This is a genomic window from Pseudomonas sp. LRF_L74 (assembly GCF_965644255.1).
Classification (GTDB): Bacteria; Pseudomonadota; Gammaproteobacteria; order Pseudomonadales; family Pseudomonadaceae; genus Aquipseudomonas.
Genome location: NZ_CBFFRH010000004.1, coordinates 412,422 through 434,293 on the forward strand (window position 1 = coordinate 412,422; position 21,872 = coordinate 434,293).

Below are 21,872 nucleotides of genomic sequence, written 5' to 3' on the forward strand. Positions count from 1 at the left end.
TGAGCCAACATTCTCCGACCAAGGTACGAGGGGAGGCCACTGGCTTTTTTTGCCTATTTATGTAGTATCCGCAAACTTGCACTACATGGCCGACAGGCCGCGGATTCAAAGCGTCTGGACACAAGTGAGGAAAGCAATGACTGAGCGCGTTCAAGTCGGTGGCCTGCAGGTCGCCAGGGTCCTTTACGACTTCATCAATAAAGAAGCCATTGCCGAAACCGATCTATCGGTCGACGCCTTCTGGGTGGGCGCCGAGAGCCTGATCAACGACCTGGCGCCCAAGAACCGTGGACTGCTGGCCAAGCGCGACGACCTCCAGGCCAGGATCGACACCTGGCACCAGGCGCGCGCGGGCCAGCCGCACGATGCCGTGGCCTACAAGGCGTTCCTTCAGGAAATCGGCTACCTGCTGCCGGAACCGGCGGACTTCCAGGCCACGACCGGCAACGTCGACATCGAGATCGCCGAGCTGGCCGGACCGCAGCTGGTGGTGCCGGTGATGAACGCACGCTTCGCCCTCAACGCCGCCAACGCCCGCTGGGGTTCGCTGTACGACGCGCTCTACGGCACCGACGCGATCAGTGAAGCCGGCGGCGCGGAAAAAGGCAGCGGCTATAACAAGGTGCGCGGCGACAAGGTCATCGCCTTCGCCCGCGCCTTCCTCGACCAGGCCGCGCCACTGGCGGCCGGCAGCCACGCCGACGCCACCGCCTACAAGGTCGTTGCCGGCAAGCTGGTGGTCAGCCTCAAGGGCGGCAGCAACAGCGGCCTGCGTGACGACAACCAACTGGTCGGCCTGCAAGGCAACGTCGATGCGCCCATCGCCCTGCTGCTCAAGCACAATGGCCTGCACTTCGAAATCCAGATCGATGCCAGGAGCCCGATCGGCCAGACCGATGCCGCCGGGGTCAAGGACGTGCTGCTGGAATCGGCACTGACCACCATCATGGACTGCGAGGACTCGGTCGCCGCCGTCGATGCCGACGACAAAGTGGTGGTCTATCGCAACTGGCTGGGCCTGATGAAGGGCAATCTCGCCGAACAGGTCAGCAAGGGCGGCACCACCTTCACCCGCACCATGAACCCGGACCGGGTCTACACCCGCCTGGACGGCAGCGAGCTGACCCTGCACGGGCGCAGCCTGCTGTTCATTCGCAACGTCGGCCACCTGATGACCAATCCGGCAATCCTCGACGCCCATGGCAACGAAGTGCCGGAAGGCATCCTGGACGCCCTGTTCACCAGCCTGATCGCCCTGCACGACCTGAATGGCGACACCACGCGCAAGAACAGCCGCACGGGATCGGTGTACATCGTCAAGCCGAAAATGCACGGTCCGGAGGAAGTCGCTTTCACCGGCGAAATCTTCTCGCGCGTCGAAGACCTGCTCGGGCTGGCGCGCAACACATTGAAAGTCGGCATCATGGACGAGGAACGACGCACCACCGTCAACCTCAAGGCCTGCATCCAGGCCGCCAAGGAGCGCGTGGTGTTCATCAACACCGGCTTCCTCGACCGTACCGGCGACGAAATCCACACCTCCATGGAAGCCGGCCCGGTAGTGCGCAAGGCCGCCATGAAGGCCGAGAAGTGGATCACCGCCTACGAGAACTGGAACGTCGACATCGGCCTTGCCACAGGCCTGCAAGGACGCGCGCAAATCGGCAAGGGCATGTGGGCCATGCCCGACCTGATGGCCGCCATGCTGGAGCAAAAGATCGCCCATCCGCTGGCCGGCGCCAATACCGCCTGGGTGCCCTCGCCCACCGCGGCAACCCTGCATGCCCTGCACTACCACAAGGTCAACGTGTTCGACCGCCAGGCCGAGTTGGCCACGCGTGCGCGGGCTGCTCTGGACGATATCCTGAGCATTCCGCTGGCAGCGAATACCAACTGGAGCGCCGAGGAAATCCAGAACGAACTGGACAACAACGCCCAGGGCATCCTCGGTTACGTGGTGCGCTGGATCGACCACGGCGTCGGTTGTTCGAAAGTGCCGGACATCAATGACGTGGGCCTGATGGAAGACCGCGCGACGTTGCGCATTTCCAGCCAGTTGCTGGCCAACTGGCTGCGTCATGGCGTGGTCAGCGAAGAGCAGATCGTCGCCAGCCTCAAGCGCATGGCGCCGGTGGTCGACCGGCAGAACGCGGGTGACGCCCAGTACCGGCCGCTGGCGGCGAACTTCGATGACAACATCGCCTTCCAGGCGGCCCTGGAACTGGTGCTCGAAGGCGCCCGCCAGCCCAACGGCTACACCGAGCCGGTGCTGCATCGCCGGCGTCGCGAGTACAAGGCGAAAAACGGACTTTAAGAACCTGTTCACGATCTCGCGAGCTAGCGCCATACAAGGCAAAAACAAGCGAGGAAGTGGAGTCTACGCGCTGTAAATGAGCATTCCGAGCTTGTTTTTAACGCAGTAGGGCCGACGCACAGCAGATCGTGAACAGGTTCTAAGCTCCGAGGCTGGATGACAGGTGGCTCACCTTCATCCAGCCCTCCCCCCTATCGAGCGGTCTTGCTCAAGTGAAACGGATGGCCGGAACAGCAAGCGGCGCTGCCTTCCTCGCCTCGTCGCTGTCGGCCCGCCCCAGATCATCGGCCACTGCGGTACAAGGCACGGTTGCCGCCACGCACAGTAAGGCTGCGACGAACCCAGAACACGTGCTTGCTGAAGCGTTGATACAGGTGAGTCGAAGAAATCACCTCGGTCATCCAGAGAAGCCCGAACGCAACAAATTAAAACAATTCTACGCAGTTGATTATTATTCTCATCAATTAAGCTTCAGCGCGCTTTTCGATCAGCGCCTGATTCGTCTGGGCCCTGGTCGTCTGCCTCGCGTCATCCAGGACGAAAGCCCCTCCCTCATGACAATCAGGAGCTCCACCATGAAACTGCAAACGCTGTTCGCCGCACTCGGACTCTGTGCCTTCGCTGGCATGGCCCAAGCCCATATGGTCTGGCTGGAACGCGATGGCCAGGGCGAGACCCGCGCCTACTTCGGCGAGTGGCCGGACGATCTGCGTGAAACACGCGATGGCTATCTGAAGATGCTCGACGGCAGCCAGGCCGTGCTGGCCGGCAAGAAACTCGATGGCAAGCAGAATCCGGACAACCTGTCCTTCGCCACCCAGGGCAAGGGTGACGTACGCCTGACCAAGGCCACCGTGTATGGCGACAGCCGCGCGGTATTCGTAGCCAAGGTCGGCCGTGAGGAAACCAAGGCCGCCAGCGACTTCGAACTGGTTCCGCAAAGCGCCGGCAGCAACACCTTCACCCTGCTGTTCGAAGGCAAGCCCCTGGCTGAAGCCGAAGTCACGGCCTTCTCCCCGCAGAAATGGGGCAAGGGCTTCCACACTGACGAGAAAGGCCAGGTGACCCTGGTCCTGCCGTGGAAAGGCCAGTATGTGCTGGAAGTCGCCCACAGCGTGGAAGGCAAAGGCGAACTCGACGGCAAGGCCTACGAGAAATCGCGTTTCGTACATACGCTGAACTTCACCGCCGAGTGATCTGAACGCGTAGCGACAAGCCGCCCTCCGGGGCGGTTTCTCTATCTGCCGGATTCTCTCCAGGCACAGCCACGCCGGGTCGTTCTCGCAGCTTCGTAGCACGTGCGACCTACGTCCTATTGGCGCATATCGCCAAACCAGCCCACCATGAGCAAAAACGCCCCGACAGAAGGGATCGCTCATGACCTCGAAGGACAGCGCCGCTGCCAGCAAGACCGCCGTGATGCAGAACATCCACGGTACCATGGAATTCCTGCGCAAGTACCCGCCGTTCAACCAGATGGAAAACAGCCACCTGGCCTACCTGGTCGAGCACTGCCAACTGCGTTTCTATGCCGCCGGGGAAAGCATCATCAAGCCGGCCGATGGCCCGGTGCAGCACTTCTATGTCGTCAAGCAGGGCCAGGTCGTCGGCGAGCGGCCGCATTCGGCCAGGCGTGGCACCGAGACCACCTTCGAGATCGCCAGCGGCGAGTGCTTCCCCATCGCCGCCCTGCTCGGCGAACGGGCGACCCGCACGGAACACCTGGCCGGTGAAGACACCTTCTGCCTGCTCCTCGGCAAGGAGGCCTTCGCCCGCCTGTTCGGCCAGTCCGCGGTGTTCCGCGACTTCGCTTTGCGCGGCGTGAGCAGCCTGCTCGACCAGGTCAACCAGCAGGTGCAGATGCGCGCCGCGGAAAACCTCGGCGCGCAGTATTCGCTGGACACCCGCCTGCGTGAACTGGCCATGCAACACCCCGTCAGTTGCAGCGCGACCACACCGACCCGCGAAGCCGTGCGCCGCATGCATGAGCAGCATGTCGGCAGCATCGTCATCGTCGACGACAGTGGCCGGCCGCTGGGTATCTTCACCCTGCGCGACCTGCGCCGCGTGGTCGCCGACGGCGGGGAGCTGGCGCAGCCGATCAGTGCGTTGATGACCCAGAAACCGTTCCACCTGCCCCCCGATGCCAGCGCCTTCGACGCCGCGCTGGCGATGACCGAGCGGCATATCGCCCACGTCTGCCTGGTCGAGCATGGGGGCTTGGTCGGCGTGGTCTCCGAACGCGACCTGTTCTCCCTGCAACGGGTCGATCTCGTCCACCTGGCGCGTACCATCCGCAACGCCGGCACCCTGGAGACCCTGATCGCCCTGCGTGGCGACATTCGCCAACTGGTCGAGCGCATGCTCGCCCACGGCGCCAGCTCAACGCAGATCACCCAGTTGATCACCCTGCTCAACGACCATACCGTCAGCCGGGTCATCGAACTGACGGTGGAGGAGCTGGGCGACCCCGGCGTACCGTTCACCTGGCTGTGCTTCGGCAGTGAAGGCCGCCGTGAGCAGACCCTGCACACCGACCAGGACAACGGCATCCTGTTCGAAGCGCGCGACGCCAGCGAGGCCGAGTCCATCCGCCAGCGCCTGCTGCCGCTGGCCCAGCGGATCAATCAACAACTGGCACGCTGCGGCTTTGCCCTGTGCCCCGGCAATATCATGGCCGGCAATCCCCAACTGTGCCTGTCGCGCCAGGAATGGGCGCGGCGCTTCAGCACCTTCGTGCGCGAAGCGACGCCGGAGAACCTGCTCGGCTCCAGCATCTATTTCGACCTGCGCACGGTCTGGGGCGACGATACCGGTTGCGAACAACTGCGCCAGCAACTGTTCCGCGAGGTGGCCGACAACAGCCTGTTCCAGCGCATGCTGGCGGCCAACGCCTTGCAACATCGCCCTCCGGTCGGGCGCTTCCGCGATTTCGTGGTGGCGCGCAAGGGCGCGGAAAAGGACACCCTGGACCTGAAGAAGGAAGGCCTCACGCCCTTCGTCGACGGTGCCCGCCTGCTCGCCCTGGTGCATGGCGTGAGAACCTGCAACACCCTGCAGCGCTTCGCCGAGCTGGTGCGCCTCGGTGCCATCGAACGACTCGACGGCGCCGCCTATGAAGAGGCCTATCACTTCATCCAGCAGACCCGCCTGCAACTGCATCAGTTGCAGGCGGTACAGGGCCAGCCATTCTCCAATCGCCTGGACCCCGATAGCCTCAACCACCTTGACCGGCGCATCCTGCGTGAGTCCTTCCGTCAGGCCCAGCGCCTGCAAACCAGCCTGAGCCTGCGTTACCAGCTATGAAACTGTTCGACTGGATGCACCGCGAAACACCACAACTGAGCACGCTTCAGCAGCAGCGCCGCGCCCGGCTTTCAAATGCGCCCCTACTCGATGAAACGCCTCTGCGCCAACAACGCATCGTCGTGCTCGACCTGGAAACCAGCGGCCTGAATCTACAGCGCGACCAGCTCCTGGCCATCGGTGCGGTGGTGATCGAGGAAGGCGCCATCGACTTCAGCCAGCAGTTCGAAGCGACCCTGCACCGCGCCGACCACCAGGCCAGCGCCAGTACCCTGATCCATGGCATCGCGCCCAGTGCCATCGCCGCCGGCATCGCGCCGGCCGAAGCGCTGCTCGACTTCATGGAATTCCTCGGCGACAGCCCATTGCTGGCCTTTCATGCTGCGTTCGACCAGCACATGCTGGCCCGTGCGCTCAAGGAAAGCCTCGGCATACGCTTGCGCCACCCGTTCCTCGATGTCGCCGAAATGGCGCCTTTGCTCCTGCCAGACGTCGAATTCCGCCGGGCTGGCCTGGACGACTGGCTCGGCCACTTCAACCTGCAAGCCAGCGAACGCCACAACGCCAGCGCCGACGCCCTGGCCACCGCCGAACTGGCGCTGATCCTGTTCAGCAAGGCGCGCCAGCAGGGCATCGACAACCTCGCCTACCTCGAACGCCGCCTGCAAAGCTGGCGCCGTCGACGGCAGGTGCCGATTCTTTGATCGGCAAGAAACGCCTGGTCGCTGGCCTTTGCTTCTGACTTGCAGCATGAAGCCCGTGGCTTGCAGCTCAAGGCGTACACCGCCCATCACATTCCGCGCGAAGACCGATTGCCGGCCAGGAAGGCTTTTTGGCATTATACCTGCGAATCATTCTCACTTTATTTCCTGTCCTCGCGGGGATCGCCGTGTCTTCCACTCACCATCACATGGTTGACCTGTTGTATCGCGATCACCGCGCCTGGCTGCTCGGCTGGCTGCGCAAGAGCCTGGCCTGCCCACACCGCGCCGAGGATATCAGCCAGGATACCTTCGTCCGACTGCTCGGCCGCGATGATCTGCAAACACCACGCGAGCCCCGCGCCCTGCTGACCACCATCGCCAAGGGGCTGTTGGTCGACCATTTCCGTCGCAGCGCCTTGGAACGCAGCTATCTGGACGAGCTCGCCGAGTTGCCTGAGCCGTTACAACCGAGTGTCGAAGAGCAGGCACTGATCCTGGAATCCCTGCGCGAAATCGACCGCCTGCTCGGTAAGCTGTCGAGCAAGGCCCGCGCGGCGTTCCTGCACAACCGCCTGGACGGCATGGGCCACACCGAGATCGCCGAACGCCTGGGCGTATCGGTATCGAGAGTGCGCCAGTACCTCGCTCAGGGGTTGCGCCAGTGCTATATCGCGCTATATGGCGAGCCGACATGAACGCGGTTTCCTCGCGGGTCCTCGATGAAGCTATCGCCTGGCAGCTATGCCTGGGTTCGGGTGAGGCAACCGCTCAGGATCGCCAGCACTTCAGCCACTGGCACGACGCCCAGCCCGAGCATGCCCAGGTCTGGCAACAGTTGGGCGGCCTCGATCAGCAACTGGCCGCCGCTACGCCCATGCCCGCACGCCGTGCCCTGCTACGTGGCGATCATGAAAGCAAGCGGCGCGTACGCCGCATCGGCGGGAGTCTGCTGGGCCTGGCGGTGGCGGTCGCGGTCAGCCTCGGCCTGATGAGCCAGCAACGGCCGCTGAGTGATTACCTGGCCGACCAGATGACTGGCAGCGGCGAGCAATTGAGCATGACCCTGCCGGACAACAGCCAGTTGCACCTGAACAGTCGCAGCGCAGTGGACATCGACTTCGCTGGCGCCGAACGGCGCCTGTTCCTGCGCAGCGGAGAAATCCTCGTGCAGACCGCCCATGGCGATCCCCGCCCGTTCGTGGTCGACACCGATCAGGGCCGCCTGCGTGCCCTCGGCACACGCTTCCTGGTACGTCGCGAGGGCAACGGCACGCGTCTGATCGTCTTGCAATCAGCTGTTGCCGCGCGCCCCGCACGACTGGACAACGAACAGGTGGTACCAGCCGGCAAGCAAGTGCTGATGAGTGCAAGCGGCCTGGGCGACACGCATGCCGCTCCAAGCGCCGCGGATGCCTGGAGCCACGGCATGCTGGTGGTGGAAAACGTCCGTCTCGCCGATCTGGTCGAACAACTTGGCGAGTATCGCCACGGCTACTTGGGCGTTGACCCAAGCCTCGCCGACCTGCGCATCAGCGGCAGCTTCCCCCTCAACGACAGCAACCTGGCCCTGGCGGCGCTACCGCCGAGCTTGCCGGTGCGCATCGAGAAACACACCGACTGGTGGGTACGCCTCGTACCCCTGAAGCAGTAACCGAAACGCGGCGCCTGACGTAGCGAGCCAACGGCTCGCGGGGTGCCGAAGCTAGGCCACGGCCCATGTCCGCGATGTCGGCAGGGCCTCTGCCCGTATGACCGTGTCATGCGCAGTGCTGTCGACGGCAGGGGCGGCGGAAAATATTTTTCGCCGCCCCTGTCACTTTTCGAATCTGCTTCGGCATTAGGGCATCGAGATCCGTTATCCACAGGAGATATGCCCAATGTCCCGCTCACTTCCACTGCTGCGCCCCAGCCTGCTGGCAGCCTCCATAGCTTTCGCCAGCCTGGCGTTGAACGCCCAGGCCGAGACCTACCAACTCCCCGCAGCGCCGCTGGCCAGCACGCTGAACAAGATCGCCAGCGAAGCCGGCATCGTTCTGAGCATCGACCCCGGCCTCACGGCCGGCAAGACGGCCCAGCCCGTCAGCGGCGAGCTCGCCCCCCTCGAAGCCCTGAGCCGCGCCCTGCAAGGCAGTGGCCTGCAGTTGGTACAGAGCAATGCCGGGACCTACAGCCTGGCGCCGGTCAAACAGGGCGCCGTGGCACTGCCGGAAACCGATGTGAACGCGACCAGTCAGACGGAGTCCGCCTGGGGGCCGACGACGGGCTATCTGGTCAAGCGCACCGCGGCAGGGACCAAGACCGATACCGCGCTGGCCGAAACGCCGCGCTCCATCTCCGTCGCCACCCGAGAACAGTTGCAGGACCGCAACGTGCACAGCCTCGATGATGCGGTGAAGTACATGCCGGGGATCGTCTCCAGCAGCTACGGCAGCGACACCCGCTACGACTGGATGCGTGTACGCGGCTTCGAACCAACCCATTTCCTCGATGGCCTGCCATTGCCCAGGGGGGTGTACGCCAATCCGAAGCCGGAAACCTGGAACCTCGATCGGCTGGCACTGCTGCGTGGCCCGGCCTCGTCGGTGTATGGCCAAACGCCGCCCGGCGGGCTACTGGATATGGTCAGCCGTCGCCCGAGCGCCGAGTCCAACCATGAAGTCGAACTTCAATACGGAAGCGACAACCATCGCCAGATCAACTTCGCCAGCACCGGCAAGATCGACGAGCAAGGCCAGTTCCTTTATGGCGTCAGCGGTGCCGTTCGCGACAGCGACACGCAGGTCGACCACATCGACAACAAGCGCTACAACATTGCCCCCAGCCTGACGTGGAACATCGATCCCGATACCCGCCTGACGTTCCTCTCGCAGTTCACCCGCGACGATACCGGTACCACCAGCCAGTTCCTGCCGATCCAGGGCACCAAGATCGACATGCCGTTCGGCAAGATTTCCCACCACAAGAACCTCGGCGATCCGGACTACGAGTTCTATGACCGCACCTATTACGCGCTGGGATATGCCTTCGAGCATCGCTTCAACGATACCTGGCAGTTCCGTCAGAACCTGCGCTACACCAAGTCCGACCTGTCGTTCCAGAGCATCACCGTCAACAGCTATATTCCGGCCTATGCCGCCTATGGGTACGTCGTCGATGACAATGGCAATACTGGCCGCAGCTCTACCAATGTTGATGAAGACATCAGCCAGTTTGCAGTCGACAACAACTTCCAGGGCGACTTCGTCACAGGCAATATTTCCCATACCTTGCTGATCGGTCTCGACCACCAGCGCAACAACACTAACTACCTGTCGATCTTCGGCCAAGTGCCTAACGTCAATGTCACCAACCCGGTATATGGCCAGCAGATATCCCGTCCTGCGCGATCCGCTGCGTACTACGACTATGATCAGAAGACGCTCCAGACCGGCCTCTACGTCCAAGATCAAATGGCCCTCGACAACTGGCGCCTGACCCTTGGCGGCCGCGAGGACTGGGTACACACCGGCACCAAATTCTTCAACAAGGACGATGCGACCAACACCGAGCGCGACAAGGCATTCAGCGGCAACGCCGCCATCAGCTATATCTTCGACTCCGGCTTCGCGCCGTACCTTTCCTATGCCGAGTCCTTCCAACCAGTCAGCAACGCCACCGCCTCGCCAACGGATTCCTTCAAGCCCACCGAAGGCAAGCAGTGGGAACTGGGGCTCAAATATCAGCCGCCGGGCAGCAACATCCTGTTCACTGCCGCCCTCTATGACCTCACGCAGAAAAACGTATCGGTTACCAACAACGTCGGTGGCATCAATGTCACCAGCCAGACCGGCGAAGTGAAGGTCAAGGGACTGGAACTGGAAGCGGTGGGCAATGTCACCGAAAACCTGAAGGTGATCGCCAACTACACCCAAGCTAAATCCGAAGTGCAGGATGGCGAGTACAAAGGCAATCGCCTGCAACTGATGCCCAATCGGCAAGCCTCGCTCTGGGCTGACTACACCTGGAACAACGGCGTGCTCGACGGTTTCGGCGTGGCCGCCGGTGCGCGCTACACCGGCAATACGTTCGGCGACCAGGCGAACTCCTGGCTCGGTCATGCCGACTCCTACACGGTGTTCGATGCGGCGCTGCACTACGATCTCGGACGCCTGAACAATACTCTGGACGGAGCATCGGTCGCGTTGAACGCAACCAACCTGCTCAACAAGGACTACATCTCAACCTGTGACGGCTACTACTGCTACTACGGCGACCAGCGCAGCGTCATCGCCAGCGTCAACTACAAGTGGTAAGCCCCCTCTGAACCAGTCGAAGGCCGCCGACCCAGGGCGGCCTTCGTCTTTTCCCCTGTTGCCCCCGCCAGCGAAATCTGGAAGTCTCGCGGACTCGCCTCGACTGGAGTTCGCCATGCCGTCCATGACCCTGTTCGCCAATACCGCTTCGCCCTTCGCCCGCAAGGTGGTGGTCATGCTGCACGAGACCGGCCTGGCCGGGCAGGTCGAGGTGGTCAACGTGCCGCACAGTCCGGTCACGCCCCACGGCGAGGTGCTGGGCAGCAACCCAGCCGGCAAGATTCCCGCGTTGCGCCTGGGCAATGGAGAAGTGCTGCACGACAGCCGGGTGATCCTCGAATACCTCGATCAATTGCATGACGGCGAATCGCTTTATCCCCAGGGGTCGCAACGCTGGCGACGCCTGACGCTCAGCTCCCTGGCCGACGCCATGCTCGATGCCGCCGTGTTGACTCGCTACGAAACCTTCCTGCGCCCCGAGGAAAAACGCTGGGACGATTGGGTCGCCGCACAGGCCGGCAAGATCGAACGGGGCCTGGCGCATTTCGAGCTGGCCAGCGACGAATTGGCCGAGCGCTTCGACAGCGTCGCCATCGGCCTGGCTTGCGCCCTCGGCTACCTGGATTTCCGTCAATTGGGCCAGGGCTGGCGCGAGCGCTATCCGCGATTGGCTACGTGGTACGCACAGGTCGGCCAGCGCCCGTCGCTCCTCGCAAGCGAGCCGGCCTGAACCCTGCAATCACTGCAACGTGCGAATCGCCTCCGGCACCTGGTATTCGCCATTGCTGGAGGTGAGGCGGTAGCGTTCACGATCGGTGCGCTTTGCCACGGTCCGGCAATTGCCGCCCTTGCCGGGTTCGTCGCGGCTGTAGGTGCGCACCTCTTTCACCAGCAGTTGGCGCAGGCCATCCTCGTTGCGCCGCGCCTCGACACCGACAGTCAGCGCCCGCGTCGTCCAGTCGCCCTCGCAACGGTCATCCCACTCGCCCTGGCGACGCTCGACCATCAGCGCGCGCAACACAGGCTTGAGCGTTTTGCCCTGCGGCAGGTAGAGGTTCAACGATGACTCGCTGAACGGGTTGACGCGGGAGTGGTTGGCCCGCGTGATACGAACGCCGAACGCCAGATCGTCGCCTTGCAGGCGATAGGGCGCGGTATCGAAGGCAACCTCGCTGACGGCGATGGCGTCCCAGTCGAGCAGGTTGTATTCGAGCCGCCGCTGCACGACCTTGCCACTGCGCACCTCGACCACCAGCAGTTGCAGGTCGGTCTCGCCGTAGTCGCCGAAATCGGCACGGGGCATCGGTACGGCCAGCAACGCCAGTTCCGGGCGTGCCGGCCAGACCTTGCAGACCACCTCGTCCAGCGCGGGCGCAGTGGCGCCGAAGGTTTCCTGCAACAGGCCCGCCAGCGAAGGGAAGCAGGCCGAAGCCTGTCCTGCCCAGAGGATGACGATCAATGACAGGCAGGCGGTTGCTTTTTTCACGACGAGGCATCCTGAGATGACGAAGGCGGGATTCTAATCCTTAGCGCGAGGTCGGCGGCGGTTTCCAACACCTTGTCCACGCCGACCACGTTGAAGAACACGTCCTGATCGCAGGTAGAGATGCCGCCATGGCGATACAGCACGACGAGCAACATGGACCAGGCGGGAGGATGCCCTGGTGATACGGCAACAGCATCGAGCAGCATGAACGACACGTTTCATGTTAAAAACAGGAATTTATACGGGTACAGGTTCTGCTCTGAACGCCACGCAACTCGGCAGCCCTTATGATTTTGTAGAAGACTCGTATATGACGGGAATATAACGCATGCTTTCACTCAACGCCCGGATCACCAAGCGACAAGATCAACTCACGTCAGAAATTGATGGCAAAGTCATTCTACTGGGGAACAACTGCGGGAAATACTTTGCCTTTGATGACATCAGTACGGATATCTGGAACCGACTCGACACTTACCCGCTGTTGGCTGATCTATGCAACGCCTTGTCCAACGCCTATGACGCGAACCTGGAAACCATACAGGCCGATGTATGCAAACTCATAACGGTGCTGGCAGAACATCAACTGATAGTAGTTGACGATTAAAGATCAACGTCTCGCCCGCAATGCACGCTGTCAAACACGATACTGGATTGAAAGACACATTATGCATGATTATTCATTATGCGGATGGCACCTACGCTCAGACAGACCTTTGCCATTGATAACCGCCCTTGACTCACCACACTCGACACCGGATATCCATGTCACACATGCCCCCATTCCCCCTGTCGACCAGCCAACCTTGTTCTCCAGCCCGTTTGTAACCCTCTATACCAATGAACAGGCCCTCATACGCATAGGCACCACATTATCCATTCTGGTATCGGCAGGGCGGCACATCACCATAGAAACGGCGGATGAAACCACACCAGGGGAAATCATGACTTTCCTGCTGGGCCCGGCATTAGGATTCATCTGCCACCAACGGCAAGTCTTACCCTTGCACGGAGCCTCTATAAAGATAGGTGATGCGGCTGTCACCCTGGTGGGCAAATCCGGCGCAGGAAAATCAACCAGCGCCGCAGCACTGATCAAGCGCGGCCATCAGTTGCTGTGCGACGACATCAGCGTTGTCGATGCAGTAAAAGCAGAGATACAGCCCAGCTTTCCCGCTCTAAAGCTGTGGCAGGACGCCGCTCATGCCATGGACATCCAGACAGATGATCTGAACAAAGTTAGAACCGGCCTGCAAAAGTTTCATTACCCAACTGGATCAAACTTCAACAGTACCCCCACACCGCTGCAAGCCATCATTATTCTAGCGCCCCGCAGCCATGTTGCCTCTAGCGCCCTGTCATCGCTGGATAAAATCAGCGCGCTGGCCCAGCTTCGTCCACATATTTACCGACGCAAGCTATCTCAACTAACGGGAGTGGAGCGCACATACTTCAAACAGCTGGGACAATTGGTCAGCACTGTCCCCGTGATGGTTATAAACCGCCCGGATGATCTCTCGCACCTGGACAGTGTTATCAACCTTATCGAGAAAACGGTCCTGTCATGAGCGCCTTCATCTGGTTGGCCTCTTATCCCAAGTCTGGCAATACCTGGGTCAGGGCGTTTCTGAGTAGCGTCAAACAAGACGGTCGCCCCATAGACATCAATCGACTGGACGTCGTCACGCAGCCGTCGTCACGCTATTTCCTGGATGATTTGCTCGGTATGGCCACAGCGGATCTCACGCCGGAAGAGATTATACTGGCGCGTCCAGCAGCGATGACAGCCTATAGCACCACCGTCAACCGCATAACACTCCACAAAGCCCATGATGCATGGTTACTTAACAGCAACGGGCAACCACTCTTCCCCCCGGAACTGACCCAGGCCAGTATCTATATTGTGCGCGACCCACGTGATGTCGCCATATCCTTTGCCCACCACATCGGAAAATCAATCGACTATGCCATCGACAAGATGGCCTCTGCCGATGCATGCCTTGGCTCCAGCCTCGTACGATTTACCCCCACGACTCGACAGCCGTTACGCACCTGGAGCCAGCACGTGGAAAGCTGGCTTGATCAAGCCACGCCCTCCCCGCTATTGGTGCGCTACGAGGACATGATGGCCAACCCCGTCCAACAAGGGGCGCTGATCGCCCGCCATGTCGGGCTTGAAAAAACCATGGACATCTATGAACAAGCGGCCCAAAACACCCGTTTCAGCGAACTGAACAAACAGGAAACACAAAGCGGCTTCAAAGAGGTTCTGGCACCAGATAGACGCTTTTTCCGTTCAGGCAAAGCAGGGGGCTGGAAAGACACCCTCACCCTAACCCAGATTGCCAAAATCGAACACGCTCATGGCCCTGTGATGCAACGCCTGGGATATCTCTGAGAAGGAGCGCAAGGACCAACGATGAGCACTATCTGCGGCATTATTCAGCTAGATCAGTTCCCCGATGCCAGCAGGCGCTGCTGTATCGTTCAGGCGGCTCTGGAACCCTATGGCCGCCACGCACAAGGATTGTGGAATGAACCGCGCGTGGCTCTGGGCAGCCGCCTGACCAGACTGCTACCGGAAGACCAGTACGACCATCAACCCCTGCATGGCGGCAATGGCAAGTTTGTACTGGTAGCCGATGTCCGTCTGGACAACCGCTCAGAACTCGCCCATAAGCTGGGGATTTCCCTTGTCCGCCTGGAGGTCATGGCTGACGCGGATGTGTTGCTGGCCGCCTATGAGAAATGGGAACAACAGCTGCTGGATCACCTGATAGGCGATTTTGCCTTTGCCGTGTGGGACAAACAGCAGCACAGCCTGTTTCTTGCCCGTGACCACATGGGCAGGCGCCCGCTGTTCTACCATCAAGGCAACAGCGCGTTTGCTTTTGCCAGCATGCCAGCCGGGCTCCTGGCCCTGCCTGATGTGCCAATGGCACCAGATCAAGAGCGGGTACGACATTCGTTATGTCTGCTGCCAGACAGCGCCGATAACAGCTATTTCTCCAGAATCAACCGCTTACTTCCGGGGCATTGTGCAACGCTTTGTGCAGACGGAAAGTTTCACACGCGAGAATATTGGCGCCCGCCAACAGAGGAGCGCATTCAATTCAAGTCCGATGACGCCTACGTAGAGGGTTTTCTGGACGTATTGAAAGAAGCCGTGCGCTGCCGTCTTCGCTCAAGCGGCAGCATTGCCACTCAACTAAGCGCAGGCTTTGACAGCTCAACAATCACCAGCATTGCCGCACACCAACTACAAGACGCAGGCCAAAGCGTCCATGCATTTACCTCGATACCCAATCCTTCAGGCTTGCCCCCTGAATACAACCGCGTCCTGGACGAAGGCCCACGAGCGGCCCAAATTTCGCGACTATTCCCCAACATCCAACATCATTTGGTCAGAACTGACGATCAAAGCATTATCAACATGCTGCAACAGATGTTTACGTCATGTAACCGCCCTGCAATAAACGTAATCAATCTCTTGTACTACACCACCATCGCTCAACTTGCTGCAAAACATGGCGCAACAACACTCCTGACGGGAGAACTTGGAAACTTCACCATCAGCTACCATGGAAGTCATATTTTAAATAGTTTGCTCAGAGACAAAAAAAATGAGGCACTGCTTCAGCAACTTTACTGGCGACTAAAAGACAAGAGCAGCCGACGCAAGCTTGCCATCATACGCGACATGCTCATGCCCTCCATGCCAGTATCTATTCAAGAGCTTCTAGAAAAATTCTTGTACAAGAAACCCGTACAAAACTCGCTTAGCGCTGGCATTAACCCGTCCATGCTAAATAGACACCCACACTTGCGCAGGCATCTTCAAAAACTAGACAAACACCAGAACATTCAATCCACCTATACGGAAAGCCGAATGTGGCGCGCGAACCTTCTCAGGAAAAATGATCCTGCTGAGTTGAACAAGGGCATACTCGCGCTTGCAGGGATTGATCTACGCGACCCGACCGCCGACATCCGGCTCATTCGCTACTGCCAGGCGATACCGGTAGAACAATACAGGCATAACGATACTGATCGCTGGCTGCTCCGCCGAGCGATGCAACGCTACTGGCCCCAGGAAATCATTTCCTCGCGGGTTAAGGGCGTGCAGGGAGCGGACTGGCAACTTTGCGTTGCAGCCGAACAGCGCCAACTTCTTCAAGAAATCCAGCAACAGAAAAACAGCCCTGAAATCGAACAGCTATTAGACGTTGAATGGATGGAAAAACAACTGTCCAACTTCTCGAAGAACCACAATGAGAATAACGCTTTCACCTACACCCGGTTATTGCGCTGCATTGCTGCCGGACACTTCTTGCGAAACGCGCTCGACAAAGAAAGACAAGCTATTCCCTGAAGACCAGCATCGGACCAGGACACGCATACGTCATTACCTCCCACCAGCAATACCCGCAGGAGGCAATACACTCAAGATTCTAGCTGTGGCTGCTAGATGGGCCATCGGCACCTGTTCCACCATTTGCCATGGTGAGGGTCTCTACATCATGCACCTCGACAACTGGCATCAGCCACGGCTTACGGACGCCAGCAACCTCCACATCATCTTCCACAGTAGATTTCGCGCTTGAAGTCATCACTCATTCCCTTTTATTGAAACACACTTGAATCGCAATACCCCACCTCGACGAAGACCCCATCACATCGACAAAGCAGCAATTACCTGAGCCCCATTCATCTGCCAATCTGTCTCCTGGACAGATTGGCGGAGTGAAACACTATAACCATTCACTGGCACAACCATTTAAGCAGCCATCGCCCACCTGTACCACTTAGATCGTACATAGACTTCAACATCAACATCAACGCCAAGGCAAGCGTCGCCTCCATGCCTCCACATCCAGCCGAGTCAATTCCAACTGTCACCTATCACAGAAAACGAAAAAATCAACAAAGAATCGGCAGAAAAAAACATTGACTTACCCAAAGAGGCATGACAAAGAAATGCTGCACGCTTATGAAAAATGGCGATGCACAGCAATTCTCAACAGTCACTACTGCCAGCAGGAAGCGGGCCGAATCGCCAAATGCAAGGTATATTTCCTGTCAAGAGACGATGCGCTATCGCTGGCGGTTCTATTCAAGGATGACAAGATGGATCCATTTGTTGGCGAAATAAGCCTTTTTGCATTCGACAGAACGCCACAAGGCTGGCTGCCTTGTAATGGTCAACTCCTCCCCATTACCCAATACGCAGCACTCTATTCGTTACTGACAATAACCTATGGTGGCGATGGCAAAACAACCTTTGGCCTCCCCGACTTGCGGGGCAGGGTTATTGTCGGCCAGGGCCACCAAGCAGCACCACCCTACGATTACACGATGGGGCTTGCTGCAGGCGAAGAGGGTGTTACGCTGACAGTCAGCGCAATTCCTCCGCACACCCACCCTCTTATGGCAGTAAATCTTGCGCCAGAAACCAATGCCCCGTCAGGTAATCTGCTCAGCCAGTCCATTAGCAATATTTACGCACCCGGCAGCGCAAACCTCCAGCCGCTTGCCTCTGGCAGTGTGAGTGTAACGGGCAGCAACAAGCCACATGAGAATCGACAACCCTCCATGGCACTGCAGTTCTGCATTGCCACTGTCGGGCTATACCCGCAACGATCCTGGTGAAACCACACCGATAACTCGACAATCATGAACATAAAGGAAGCAATATGGACGCTTACCTGGGTCAGATTCGCATATTTGCCGGGGACTTTGCTCCGAGTGGCTGGTCGCTATGCGATGGATCAACCCTCACCATCAGCGGTAATGAAGCCCTGTTCACACTGATCGGCATCACCTACGGTGGCGATGGCCGCACCAACTTCAAGCTTCCCGATCTTCGCGGTCGACTGCCCTTGCACATCGGCACAGGCCCTAGTGCCGCTACCCCCAGCACCTACACCATAGGGCAGAGCGTAGGTGCAGAAACGGTCACGCTCACCGTCGCCAATCTGCCTGCACATACCCACACCGTCAATGCAACCCAGACCGCAGCCAACCAGACTAGTCCGCTGGGGAACCCTCTTCTCGGGACTACCCTCAATCCGTTTTATCAGCTCTCTACTGCTACGGGATTCTCAACGATTGCATTAAACGACGCAGCTCTACAACCGGCACCTGGCGGCGGAGCAAGCCACGATAACAATATGCCAACACTGGTATTGAATTACATCATTTGTACAGTAGGCCTATTTCCCAACCTCCAATAGCAGACCGGACATTACAGATATAAGCGGAGAATGACATGGATGATGCATATATCGGCGAAATCCGAATCGTACCCTGGGCCTGGGCACCAGCCGGGTGGCTGTTATGTAATGGTCAGTCACTGTTGGTTTCACAGTATCAAGCACTGTTTGCCATCATCACCAACAAATTTGGGGGTGATGGAAGAACCAACTTCAATCTACCGGATCTGCGCGGCAAAACAGCCGCCTGTCAAGGCCAGGGCGCAGGACTGACACTCCGAGTGCTTGCACAAACCTATGGCACGCCCACCGTCACCTTGAATACCAACCAGATTCCGCCACATGACCACACCTTGCTTGCGGGCAGATCCACAGCAGGTGCAGCGGGCTATACCAGCACCCCGGGCAATAACACGTATATAGGCCGCAGCCCTGTAGCAACAGACAAAAGCTATACCACACAGACAACCCCCTTGGTCCCGATGAGTTCGACGGCAATATCCTCGGTAGGCACAGGAGGCGCCCATGAAAATCGGCAGCCATTTTTGGTCATGAACTACATCATCTGCTACGACGGAGAGTTTCCTATCAGGCCCTGATCACGTTCCAGGCCGTGCAGTGTGTGGCCGGCAAGCTATCTGGCCATGAGCGCCCTCATCACTAGGTAGGCAAGATCACTTGCCTACCTAGCCTCAGAGATGTCTACGTCAGTCGCGAGACGACTCATAACGCGATCCATGCCTACCCTGCTGGTCGGCCGAACCTGATCCTCTTTTGCGTCAAAGCAAGGCAACGCGCAGACCGGGCGTTGGCAGTGTGGAGCGGCGTATCGCCCATGACTTGTACCCTTCGCTGCGGCTCCCCCTGAGGCGGTCTTTGGCCATCGAACAATTGGCCTCGGAGCTCGCCGAACGCGGCGGCCTGATCGACGATCATACCCTGGTGCGCGACGGCGCCTCGGGCTCGCGCCGTCACGCGAGATGGTCTCGGCATCTGCGCGGTCTGAAAATTACCTGCCGCCATCTGCGCAGCCTATAACGCCCCTGCGTCGCTGTCGCTTCAATGGCGACCGTGCCGCCTCACGCGCCTCGACGAACAACCAGGCGATACGCTGCGCCAAACATTGGCCGATACGCGTGTCCTCACGCAACCCCACCCGGCCGCTCATGCCCGGTACCACAGGCGATGGAAGACGAAGCCAAGCACCAGCGCCGCCTGGGCCATCGCCACGCACAATTGCAGGAACGACTGCACACTGGCGTTGTTAGCCGCGTCATGCACCCCGGTCAGGCCGTGCCAGAAGCCATCTGGCAACGCCGCCAGCATCAGGCTCGCCAGCGGCTTGCCGCTGAGGTTGAGGCCGTGGATCACATCGAAATAGCCCAGGAACATCAGGCCGACCAGCACCAGCATCGCCACCACCACGCCCAGGGCGCAGCAGGCGCCGAACTGCATCAGTAAACGCATCATGGGTTGTCTCCCGGCGGGCCGGGCAAGCGCCCTGCCCGCTTTTGTCGAATCATTCAGGTTGCGGGGCGACGCTTGGTTTGCCGATGCCGTACCAATCGAGCTTGCGGGTCAGCACCATCACGCTGGCAAGCAGGCCGAAGACCAGCAACGAGCCCATCAGCAACGCGTAGTCCTCGGCGTTGAGCAGGGCGTAGAGCATCGCGTAGAGCGCGGCCAGGCCTGCGGTGAAGCCGGCACCGCGGGTCCAGCTGCGCAACACATGGCTGACATAGAAACCGATCAGGGTCACGCAGCCGCTGGCCGCCAAGGCATAGGCCAGGCCGAAGGCCATGTGTTCGGAAAGCGACAGCAGCAACAGGTAGAACAACGCCAGGGACAGGCCGACTAGACCGTACTGCACCGGGTGCACCGCCAGGCGCTTGAGCACTTCGAAGAGGAAGAAGCCGGCGAAGGTCAGGGCGATGAACAGCAGCGCATATTTGATCGCCCGGTCGCTCTTCAGGTATTGGTCCACCGGGTCGATGAAGCTGACGCCGAAGTGGCGATTCTGGAAGCTGGAGCAATCGTTCTGCGCCACGCAGGCATCCAGTGCCTCTTGCATGTTGGTGGCGAAGAAACTGGTCCGCCAGTGGGCGGTGAAACCGTCGTTGCGGATCTCGCGGGTGTTGGGCAGGTATTCGCCGATGAAGCTCGGATGCGGCCAGTCGGCTTTCAGGTCGACCACGCTTTCGCGGCCGACCGGCGTCACGTCGAGCTGGCCGGTGCCTTGCAGTTGCAGGTCGAAGGCGAAGTCCAGCGTCTGCTCGCTATCGGCCGGCAGCACCGGCAACGGCGCATGCACGCCATCGCCAAGCAGTTGCTCGCTGGTCCCTGGCTCGAAGCCATATTCCTTCTCGCCCAGGCGCAGCTTGAGGTCGTTGCGGATACCGCGTATGTCGCTGATGCCCACGGCCAGGAAGGCCTGTTCGAAACGGTAGTCGGCGACGTTCTCGGTGATGCCGTAATGCGCCGGCAACTGGAAGTGACCGCTGACCTGGTTGTTGCTCTCATACAGCCGTGCCTGGTAGATGCCACGGGCGCGCAACTCGGTGGTGGCATCGCCGCTCAGGGCAAAACGGTCCGGCAGGAAATACAGGCGGCCGCGATACTCGCGCTCTTCCTGATAACGCACACCGGTCTTGTCGTTGGTCTTCCATTCGCGCACGGTCTTGCGGTAGGGCACGACCAGCAGCGGCCCGGTGATTTTCTGCTGGTAGCTGGAACTGCGGGCGATGTCCTGCAGCACGTCATCGCGCAGCGACTGCCGCTCGCCGATCATGCCGTCGATCATCAGGATGGGAATCATCAACAGCATGATCAGCAGGGCGACCACCGCCAGCTTGATTGCCAGGTTGCGATGCATGGGAACTCTCCTCTGGTTTCGATGAGGAGAGCCTGGGCCGCGCGGATGGAGGCTGGATGCGGGTTGTATGGAGAGTGCGTGGAGGTTGTGTGGAGTGGCGAGCCTCAAGCCGCAAGTTTCGAGTTAAAAGCCCCGGCCGTACTGGCTCTGTCTTGCGCCTGCCCTATTCCCCACGGATGTACTGCTCCAGTTGCCTGATCAGCCCGGCCTGCTCGGCGATGGTGTGCTTGACCAGGTCGCCGATGGACAACATGCCGATCAACTCACCGTCGGCGAGCACCGGCAGGTGGCGCAAACGATGGTCGGTCATCAACTGCATGCAGTGCGCCACGCTGTCCGAAGGGCTGACGGTGATGACCTTGGCGGTCATGATCTCGGAGACGCGCGACTGAAAGTCCGAGCGCTCCAGCAAGGCGACTTTGCGCACGTAATCCCGCTCACTGACGATGCCCGCCAGGCGGCGGCCCTGGCTGAGTACCACCAGCGCACCGATGCCATGCTCCGCCAGCAGGCGAACGGCTTCGATCACGGAGGTATCGGGAGAAACGCTGAACACGGCAGCGGACGGCTTGGTGCGAAGGACTTCGGCGACGTTTTTCATTGTTATCGGGCTCGACGGGTGGACCTGTCATCGTTTTAGCAGAGCCGCCCTGGCCTGCCGAGCCCCCGTGGCGTCGCGGCGACGG

20 protein-coding genes and 2 pseudogenes are annotated in these 21,872 nt (G+C 59.9%); 17 read left to right on the forward strand and 5 right to left on the reverse strand.

The window, feature by feature from the left end; translation table 11 throughout:
• Positions 1-136: 136 nt before the first annotated feature.
• The 8 genes from ACSZPK_RS13250 to ACSZPK_RS13285 all read left to right on the forward strand — a co-directional run bounded on the left by ACSZPK_RS13250 (position 137) and on the right by ACSZPK_RS13285 (position 11,346).
• On the forward strand, positions 137-2,314 hold the full coding sequence (locus ACSZPK_RS13250; RefSeq protein WP_437881934.1) for a malate synthase G: 2,178 nt from the start codon (positions 137-139) through the stop codon (positions 2,312-2,314).
• 575 nt (positions 2,315-2,889) lie between these two features.
• Positions 2,890-3,510, forward strand: a complete 621-nt coding sequence (locus ACSZPK_RS13255) for a DUF4198 domain-containing protein (protein WP_437881935.1) — start codon at positions 2,890-2,892, stop codon at positions 3,508-3,510.
• 181 nt (positions 3,511-3,691) lie between these two features.
• The gene (locus ACSZPK_RS13260) at positions 3,692-5,620 is read left to right on the forward strand and encodes a DUF294 nucleotidyltransferase-like domain-containing protein (protein WP_437881936.1); all 1,929 of its coding nucleotides are present in this window, start codon (positions 3,692-3,694) and stop codon (positions 5,618-5,620) included.
• A complete protein-coding gene (locus ACSZPK_RS13265; protein ID WP_437881937.1) occupies positions 5,617-6,324 on the forward strand; it encodes a 3'-5' exonuclease in 708 nt (235 codons plus the stop codon). The genes ACSZPK_RS13260 and ACSZPK_RS13265 overlap by 4 nt, the downstream gene beginning before the upstream one ends.
• Before the next feature lie 206 nt (positions 6,325-6,530).
• Positions 6,531-7,019: an RNA polymerase sigma factor gene (locus tag ACSZPK_RS13270; protein ID WP_437882013.1), complete on the forward strand. Its 489-nt coding sequence runs from the start codon at positions 6,531-6,533 to the stop codon at positions 7,017-7,019.
• The gene (locus tag ACSZPK_RS13275; RefSeq protein ID WP_437881938.1) at positions 7,016-7,975 is read left to right on the forward strand and encodes a FecR family protein; all 960 of its coding nucleotides are present in this window, start codon (positions 7,016-7,018) and stop codon (positions 7,973-7,975) included. Before ACSZPK_RS13270 ends, ACSZPK_RS13275 begins: the two co-directional genes overlap by 4 nt.
• A 226-nt stretch (positions 7,976-8,201) precedes the next feature.
• The gene (locus ACSZPK_RS13280; RefSeq protein WP_437881939.1) at positions 8,202-10,616 is read left to right on the forward strand and encodes a TonB-dependent siderophore receptor; all 2,415 of its coding nucleotides are present in this window, start codon (positions 8,202-8,204) and stop codon (positions 10,614-10,616) included.
• Positions 10,617-10,731: 115 nt separating this feature from the next.
• Entirely contained in the window at positions 10,732-11,346 is a 615-nt protein-coding gene (locus tag ACSZPK_RS13285; protein ID WP_437881940.1) for a glutathione S-transferase family protein, read from the forward strand.
• 9 nt (positions 11,347-11,355) lie between these two features.
• On the opposite strand, the gene ACSZPK_RS13290 is transcribed toward ACSZPK_RS13285, so the two are convergent.
• Both ACSZPK_RS13290 and ACSZPK_RS13295 read right to left on the reverse strand, forming a co-directional pair.
• On the reverse strand, positions 11,356-12,102 hold the full coding sequence (locus tag ACSZPK_RS13290) for a hypothetical protein (RefSeq protein WP_437881941.1): 747 nt from the start codon (positions 12,100-12,102) through the stop codon (positions 11,356-11,358).
• 20 nt (positions 12,103-12,122) lie between these two features.
• Positions 12,123-12,260: pseudogene (locus ACSZPK_RS13295) on the reverse strand (DNA repair protein RadA); the annotation flags it as partial.
• 170 nt (positions 12,261-12,430) lie between these two features.
• Between ACSZPK_RS13295 and ACSZPK_RS13300 the strand changes: the two are divergent.
• The 9 genes and pseudogenes from ACSZPK_RS13300 to ACSZPK_RS13340 all read left to right on the forward strand — a co-directional run bounded on the left by ACSZPK_RS13300 (position 12,431) and on the right by ACSZPK_RS13340 (position 19,352).
• Positions 12,431-12,709 carry a PqqD family protein gene (locus tag ACSZPK_RS13300; RefSeq protein ID WP_437881942.1) on the forward strand — a complete coding sequence of 93 codons (279 nt, stop codon included), beginning with the start codon at positions 12,431-12,433 and terminating at the stop codon, positions 12,707-12,709.
• A gap of 337 nt (positions 12,710-13,046) precedes the next feature.
• Complete coding sequence (locus ACSZPK_RS13305) at positions 13,047-13,670, forward strand: hypothetical protein (RefSeq protein WP_437881943.1); 624 nt, start codon at positions 13,047-13,049, stop codon at positions 13,668-13,670.
• A complete protein-coding gene (locus ACSZPK_RS13310) occupies positions 13,667-14,500 on the forward strand; it encodes a sulfotransferase domain-containing protein (RefSeq protein WP_437881944.1) in 834 nt (277 codons plus the stop codon). The genes ACSZPK_RS13305 and ACSZPK_RS13310 overlap by 4 nt, the downstream gene beginning before the upstream one ends.
• A 21-nt stretch (positions 14,501-14,521) precedes the next feature.
• The gene (locus ACSZPK_RS13315; protein ID WP_437881945.1) at positions 14,522-16,474 is read left to right on the forward strand and encodes an asparagine synthetase B family protein; all 1,953 of its coding nucleotides are present in this window, start codon (positions 14,522-14,524) and stop codon (positions 16,472-16,474) included.
• A gap of 605 nt (positions 16,475-17,079) precedes the next feature.
• Positions 17,080-17,751: a phage tail protein gene (locus tag ACSZPK_RS13320; RefSeq protein ID WP_437881946.1), complete on the forward strand. Its 672-nt coding sequence runs from the start codon at positions 17,080-17,082 to the stop codon at positions 17,749-17,751.
• A 44-nt stretch (positions 17,752-17,795) separates the two neighbouring features.
• Positions 17,796-18,335 carry a phage tail protein gene (locus tag ACSZPK_RS13325; protein WP_437881947.1) on the forward strand — a complete coding sequence of 180 codons (540 nt, stop codon included), beginning with the start codon at positions 17,796-17,798 and terminating at the stop codon, positions 18,333-18,335.
• Positions 18,336-18,370: 35 nt separating this feature from the next.
• Positions 18,371-18,913, forward strand: a complete 543-nt coding sequence (locus tag ACSZPK_RS13330; RefSeq protein WP_437881948.1) for a phage tail protein — start codon at positions 18,371-18,373, stop codon at positions 18,911-18,913.
• Between the two features lie 83 nt (positions 18,914-18,996).
• Positions 18,997-19,142 (forward strand): annotated as a pseudogene (locus ACSZPK_RS13335) (IS30 family transposase); the annotation flags it as partial.
• A gap of 48 nt (positions 19,143-19,190) precedes the next feature.
• Positions 19,191-19,352, forward strand: coding sequence for a hypothetical protein (locus ACSZPK_RS13340; protein ID WP_437881949.1), 162 nt, complete (start codon positions 19,191-19,193; stop codon positions 19,350-19,352).
• Positions 19,353-19,478: 126 nt separating this feature from the next.
• Here ACSZPK_RS13340 and ACSZPK_RS13345 read toward each other — a convergent pair whose 3' ends face one another.
• From ACSZPK_RS13345 to ACSZPK_RS13355, 3 genes are all read right to left on the reverse strand, one after another.
• Positions 19,479-19,784, reverse strand: coding sequence for a hypothetical protein (locus ACSZPK_RS13345; protein ID WP_437881950.1), 306 nt, complete (start codon positions 19,782-19,784; stop codon positions 19,479-19,481).
• A gap of 49 nt (positions 19,785-19,833) precedes the next feature.
• The gene (gene creD, locus ACSZPK_RS13350) at positions 19,834-21,186 is read right to left on the reverse strand and encodes a cell envelope integrity protein CreD (protein ID WP_437881951.1); all 1,353 of its coding nucleotides are present in this window, start codon (positions 21,184-21,186) and stop codon (positions 19,834-19,836) included.
• A 163-nt stretch (positions 21,187-21,349) separates the two neighbouring features.
• The gene (locus tag ACSZPK_RS13355) at positions 21,350-21,787 is read right to left on the reverse strand and encodes a CBS domain-containing protein (RefSeq protein WP_437881952.1); all 438 of its coding nucleotides are present in this window, start codon (positions 21,785-21,787) and stop codon (positions 21,350-21,352) included.
• Positions 21,788-21,872: the final 85 nt, after the last annotated feature.

What these genes read in the sequence shown, in the direction of transcription:
- ACSZPK_RS13320 (WP_437881946.1), top strand. Translation starts at nt 17,080, where the DNA reads ATGCTGCACGCTTATGAAAAATGGCGATGCACAGCAATTCTCAACAGT.
- ACSZPK_RS13325 (WP_437881947.1), top strand. Translation starts at nt 17,796, where the DNA reads ATGGACGCTTACCTGGGTCAGATTCGCATATTTGCCGGGGACTTTGCT.
- ACSZPK_RS13270 (WP_437882013.1), top strand. Translation starts at nt 6,531, where the DNA reads ATGGTTGACCTGTTGTATCGCGATCACCGCGCCTGGCTGCTCGGCTGG.
- ACSZPK_RS13250 (WP_437881934.1), top strand. Translation starts at nt 137, where the DNA reads ATGACTGAGCGCGTTCAAGTCGGTGGCCTGCAGGTCGCCAGGGTCCTT.
- ACSZPK_RS13255 (WP_437881935.1), top strand. Translation starts at nt 2,890, where the DNA reads ATGAAACTGCAAACGCTGTTCGCCGCACTCGGACTCTGTGCCTTCGCT.
- ACSZPK_RS13260 (WP_437881936.1), top strand. Translation starts at nt 3,692, where the DNA reads ATGACCTCGAAGGACAGCGCCGCTGCCAGCAAGACCGCCGTGATGCAG.
- ACSZPK_RS13315 (WP_437881945.1), top strand. Translation starts at nt 14,522, where the DNA reads ATGAGCACTATCTGCGGCATTATTCAGCTAGATCAGTTCCCCGATGCC.
- creD (WP_437881951.1), bottom strand. Translation starts at nt 21,186, where the DNA reads ATGCATCGCAACCTGGCAATCAAGCTGGCGGTGGTCGCCCTGCTGATC.
- ACSZPK_RS13275 (WP_437881938.1), top strand. Translation starts at nt 7,016, where the DNA reads ATGAACGCGGTTTCCTCGCGGGTCCTCGATGAAGCTATCGCCTGGCAG.
- ACSZPK_RS13300 (WP_437881942.1), top strand. Translation starts at nt 12,431, where the DNA reads ATGCTTTCACTCAACGCCCGGATCACCAAGCGACAAGATCAACTCACG.
- ACSZPK_RS13330 (WP_437881948.1), top strand. Translation starts at nt 18,371, where the DNA reads ATGGATGATGCATATATCGGCGAAATCCGAATCGTACCCTGGGCCTGG.
- ACSZPK_RS13265 (WP_437881937.1), top strand. Translation starts at nt 5,617, where the DNA reads ATGAAACTGTTCGACTGGATGCACCGCGAAACACCACAACTGAGCACG.
- ACSZPK_RS13310 (WP_437881944.1), top strand. Translation starts at nt 13,667, where the DNA reads ATGAGCGCCTTCATCTGGTTGGCCTCTTATCCCAAGTCTGGCAATACC.
- ACSZPK_RS13355 (WP_437881952.1), bottom strand. Translation starts at nt 21,787, where the DNA reads ATGAAAAACGTCGCCGAAGTCCTTCGCACCAAGCCGTCCGCTGCCGTG.
- ACSZPK_RS13280 (WP_437881939.1), top strand. Translation starts at nt 8,202, where the DNA reads ATGTCCCGCTCACTTCCACTGCTGCGCCCCAGCCTGCTGGCAGCCTCC.
- ACSZPK_RS13285 (WP_437881940.1), top strand. Translation starts at nt 10,732, where the DNA reads ATGCCGTCCATGACCCTGTTCGCCAATACCGCTTCGCCCTTCGCCCGC.
- ACSZPK_RS13345 (WP_437881950.1), bottom strand. Translation starts at nt 19,784, where the DNA reads ATGATGCGTTTACTGATGCAGTTCGGCGCCTGCTGCGCCCTGGGCGTG.
- ACSZPK_RS13305 (WP_437881943.1), top strand. Translation starts at nt 13,047, where the DNA reads ATGACTTTCCTGCTGGGCCCGGCATTAGGATTCATCTGCCACCAACGG.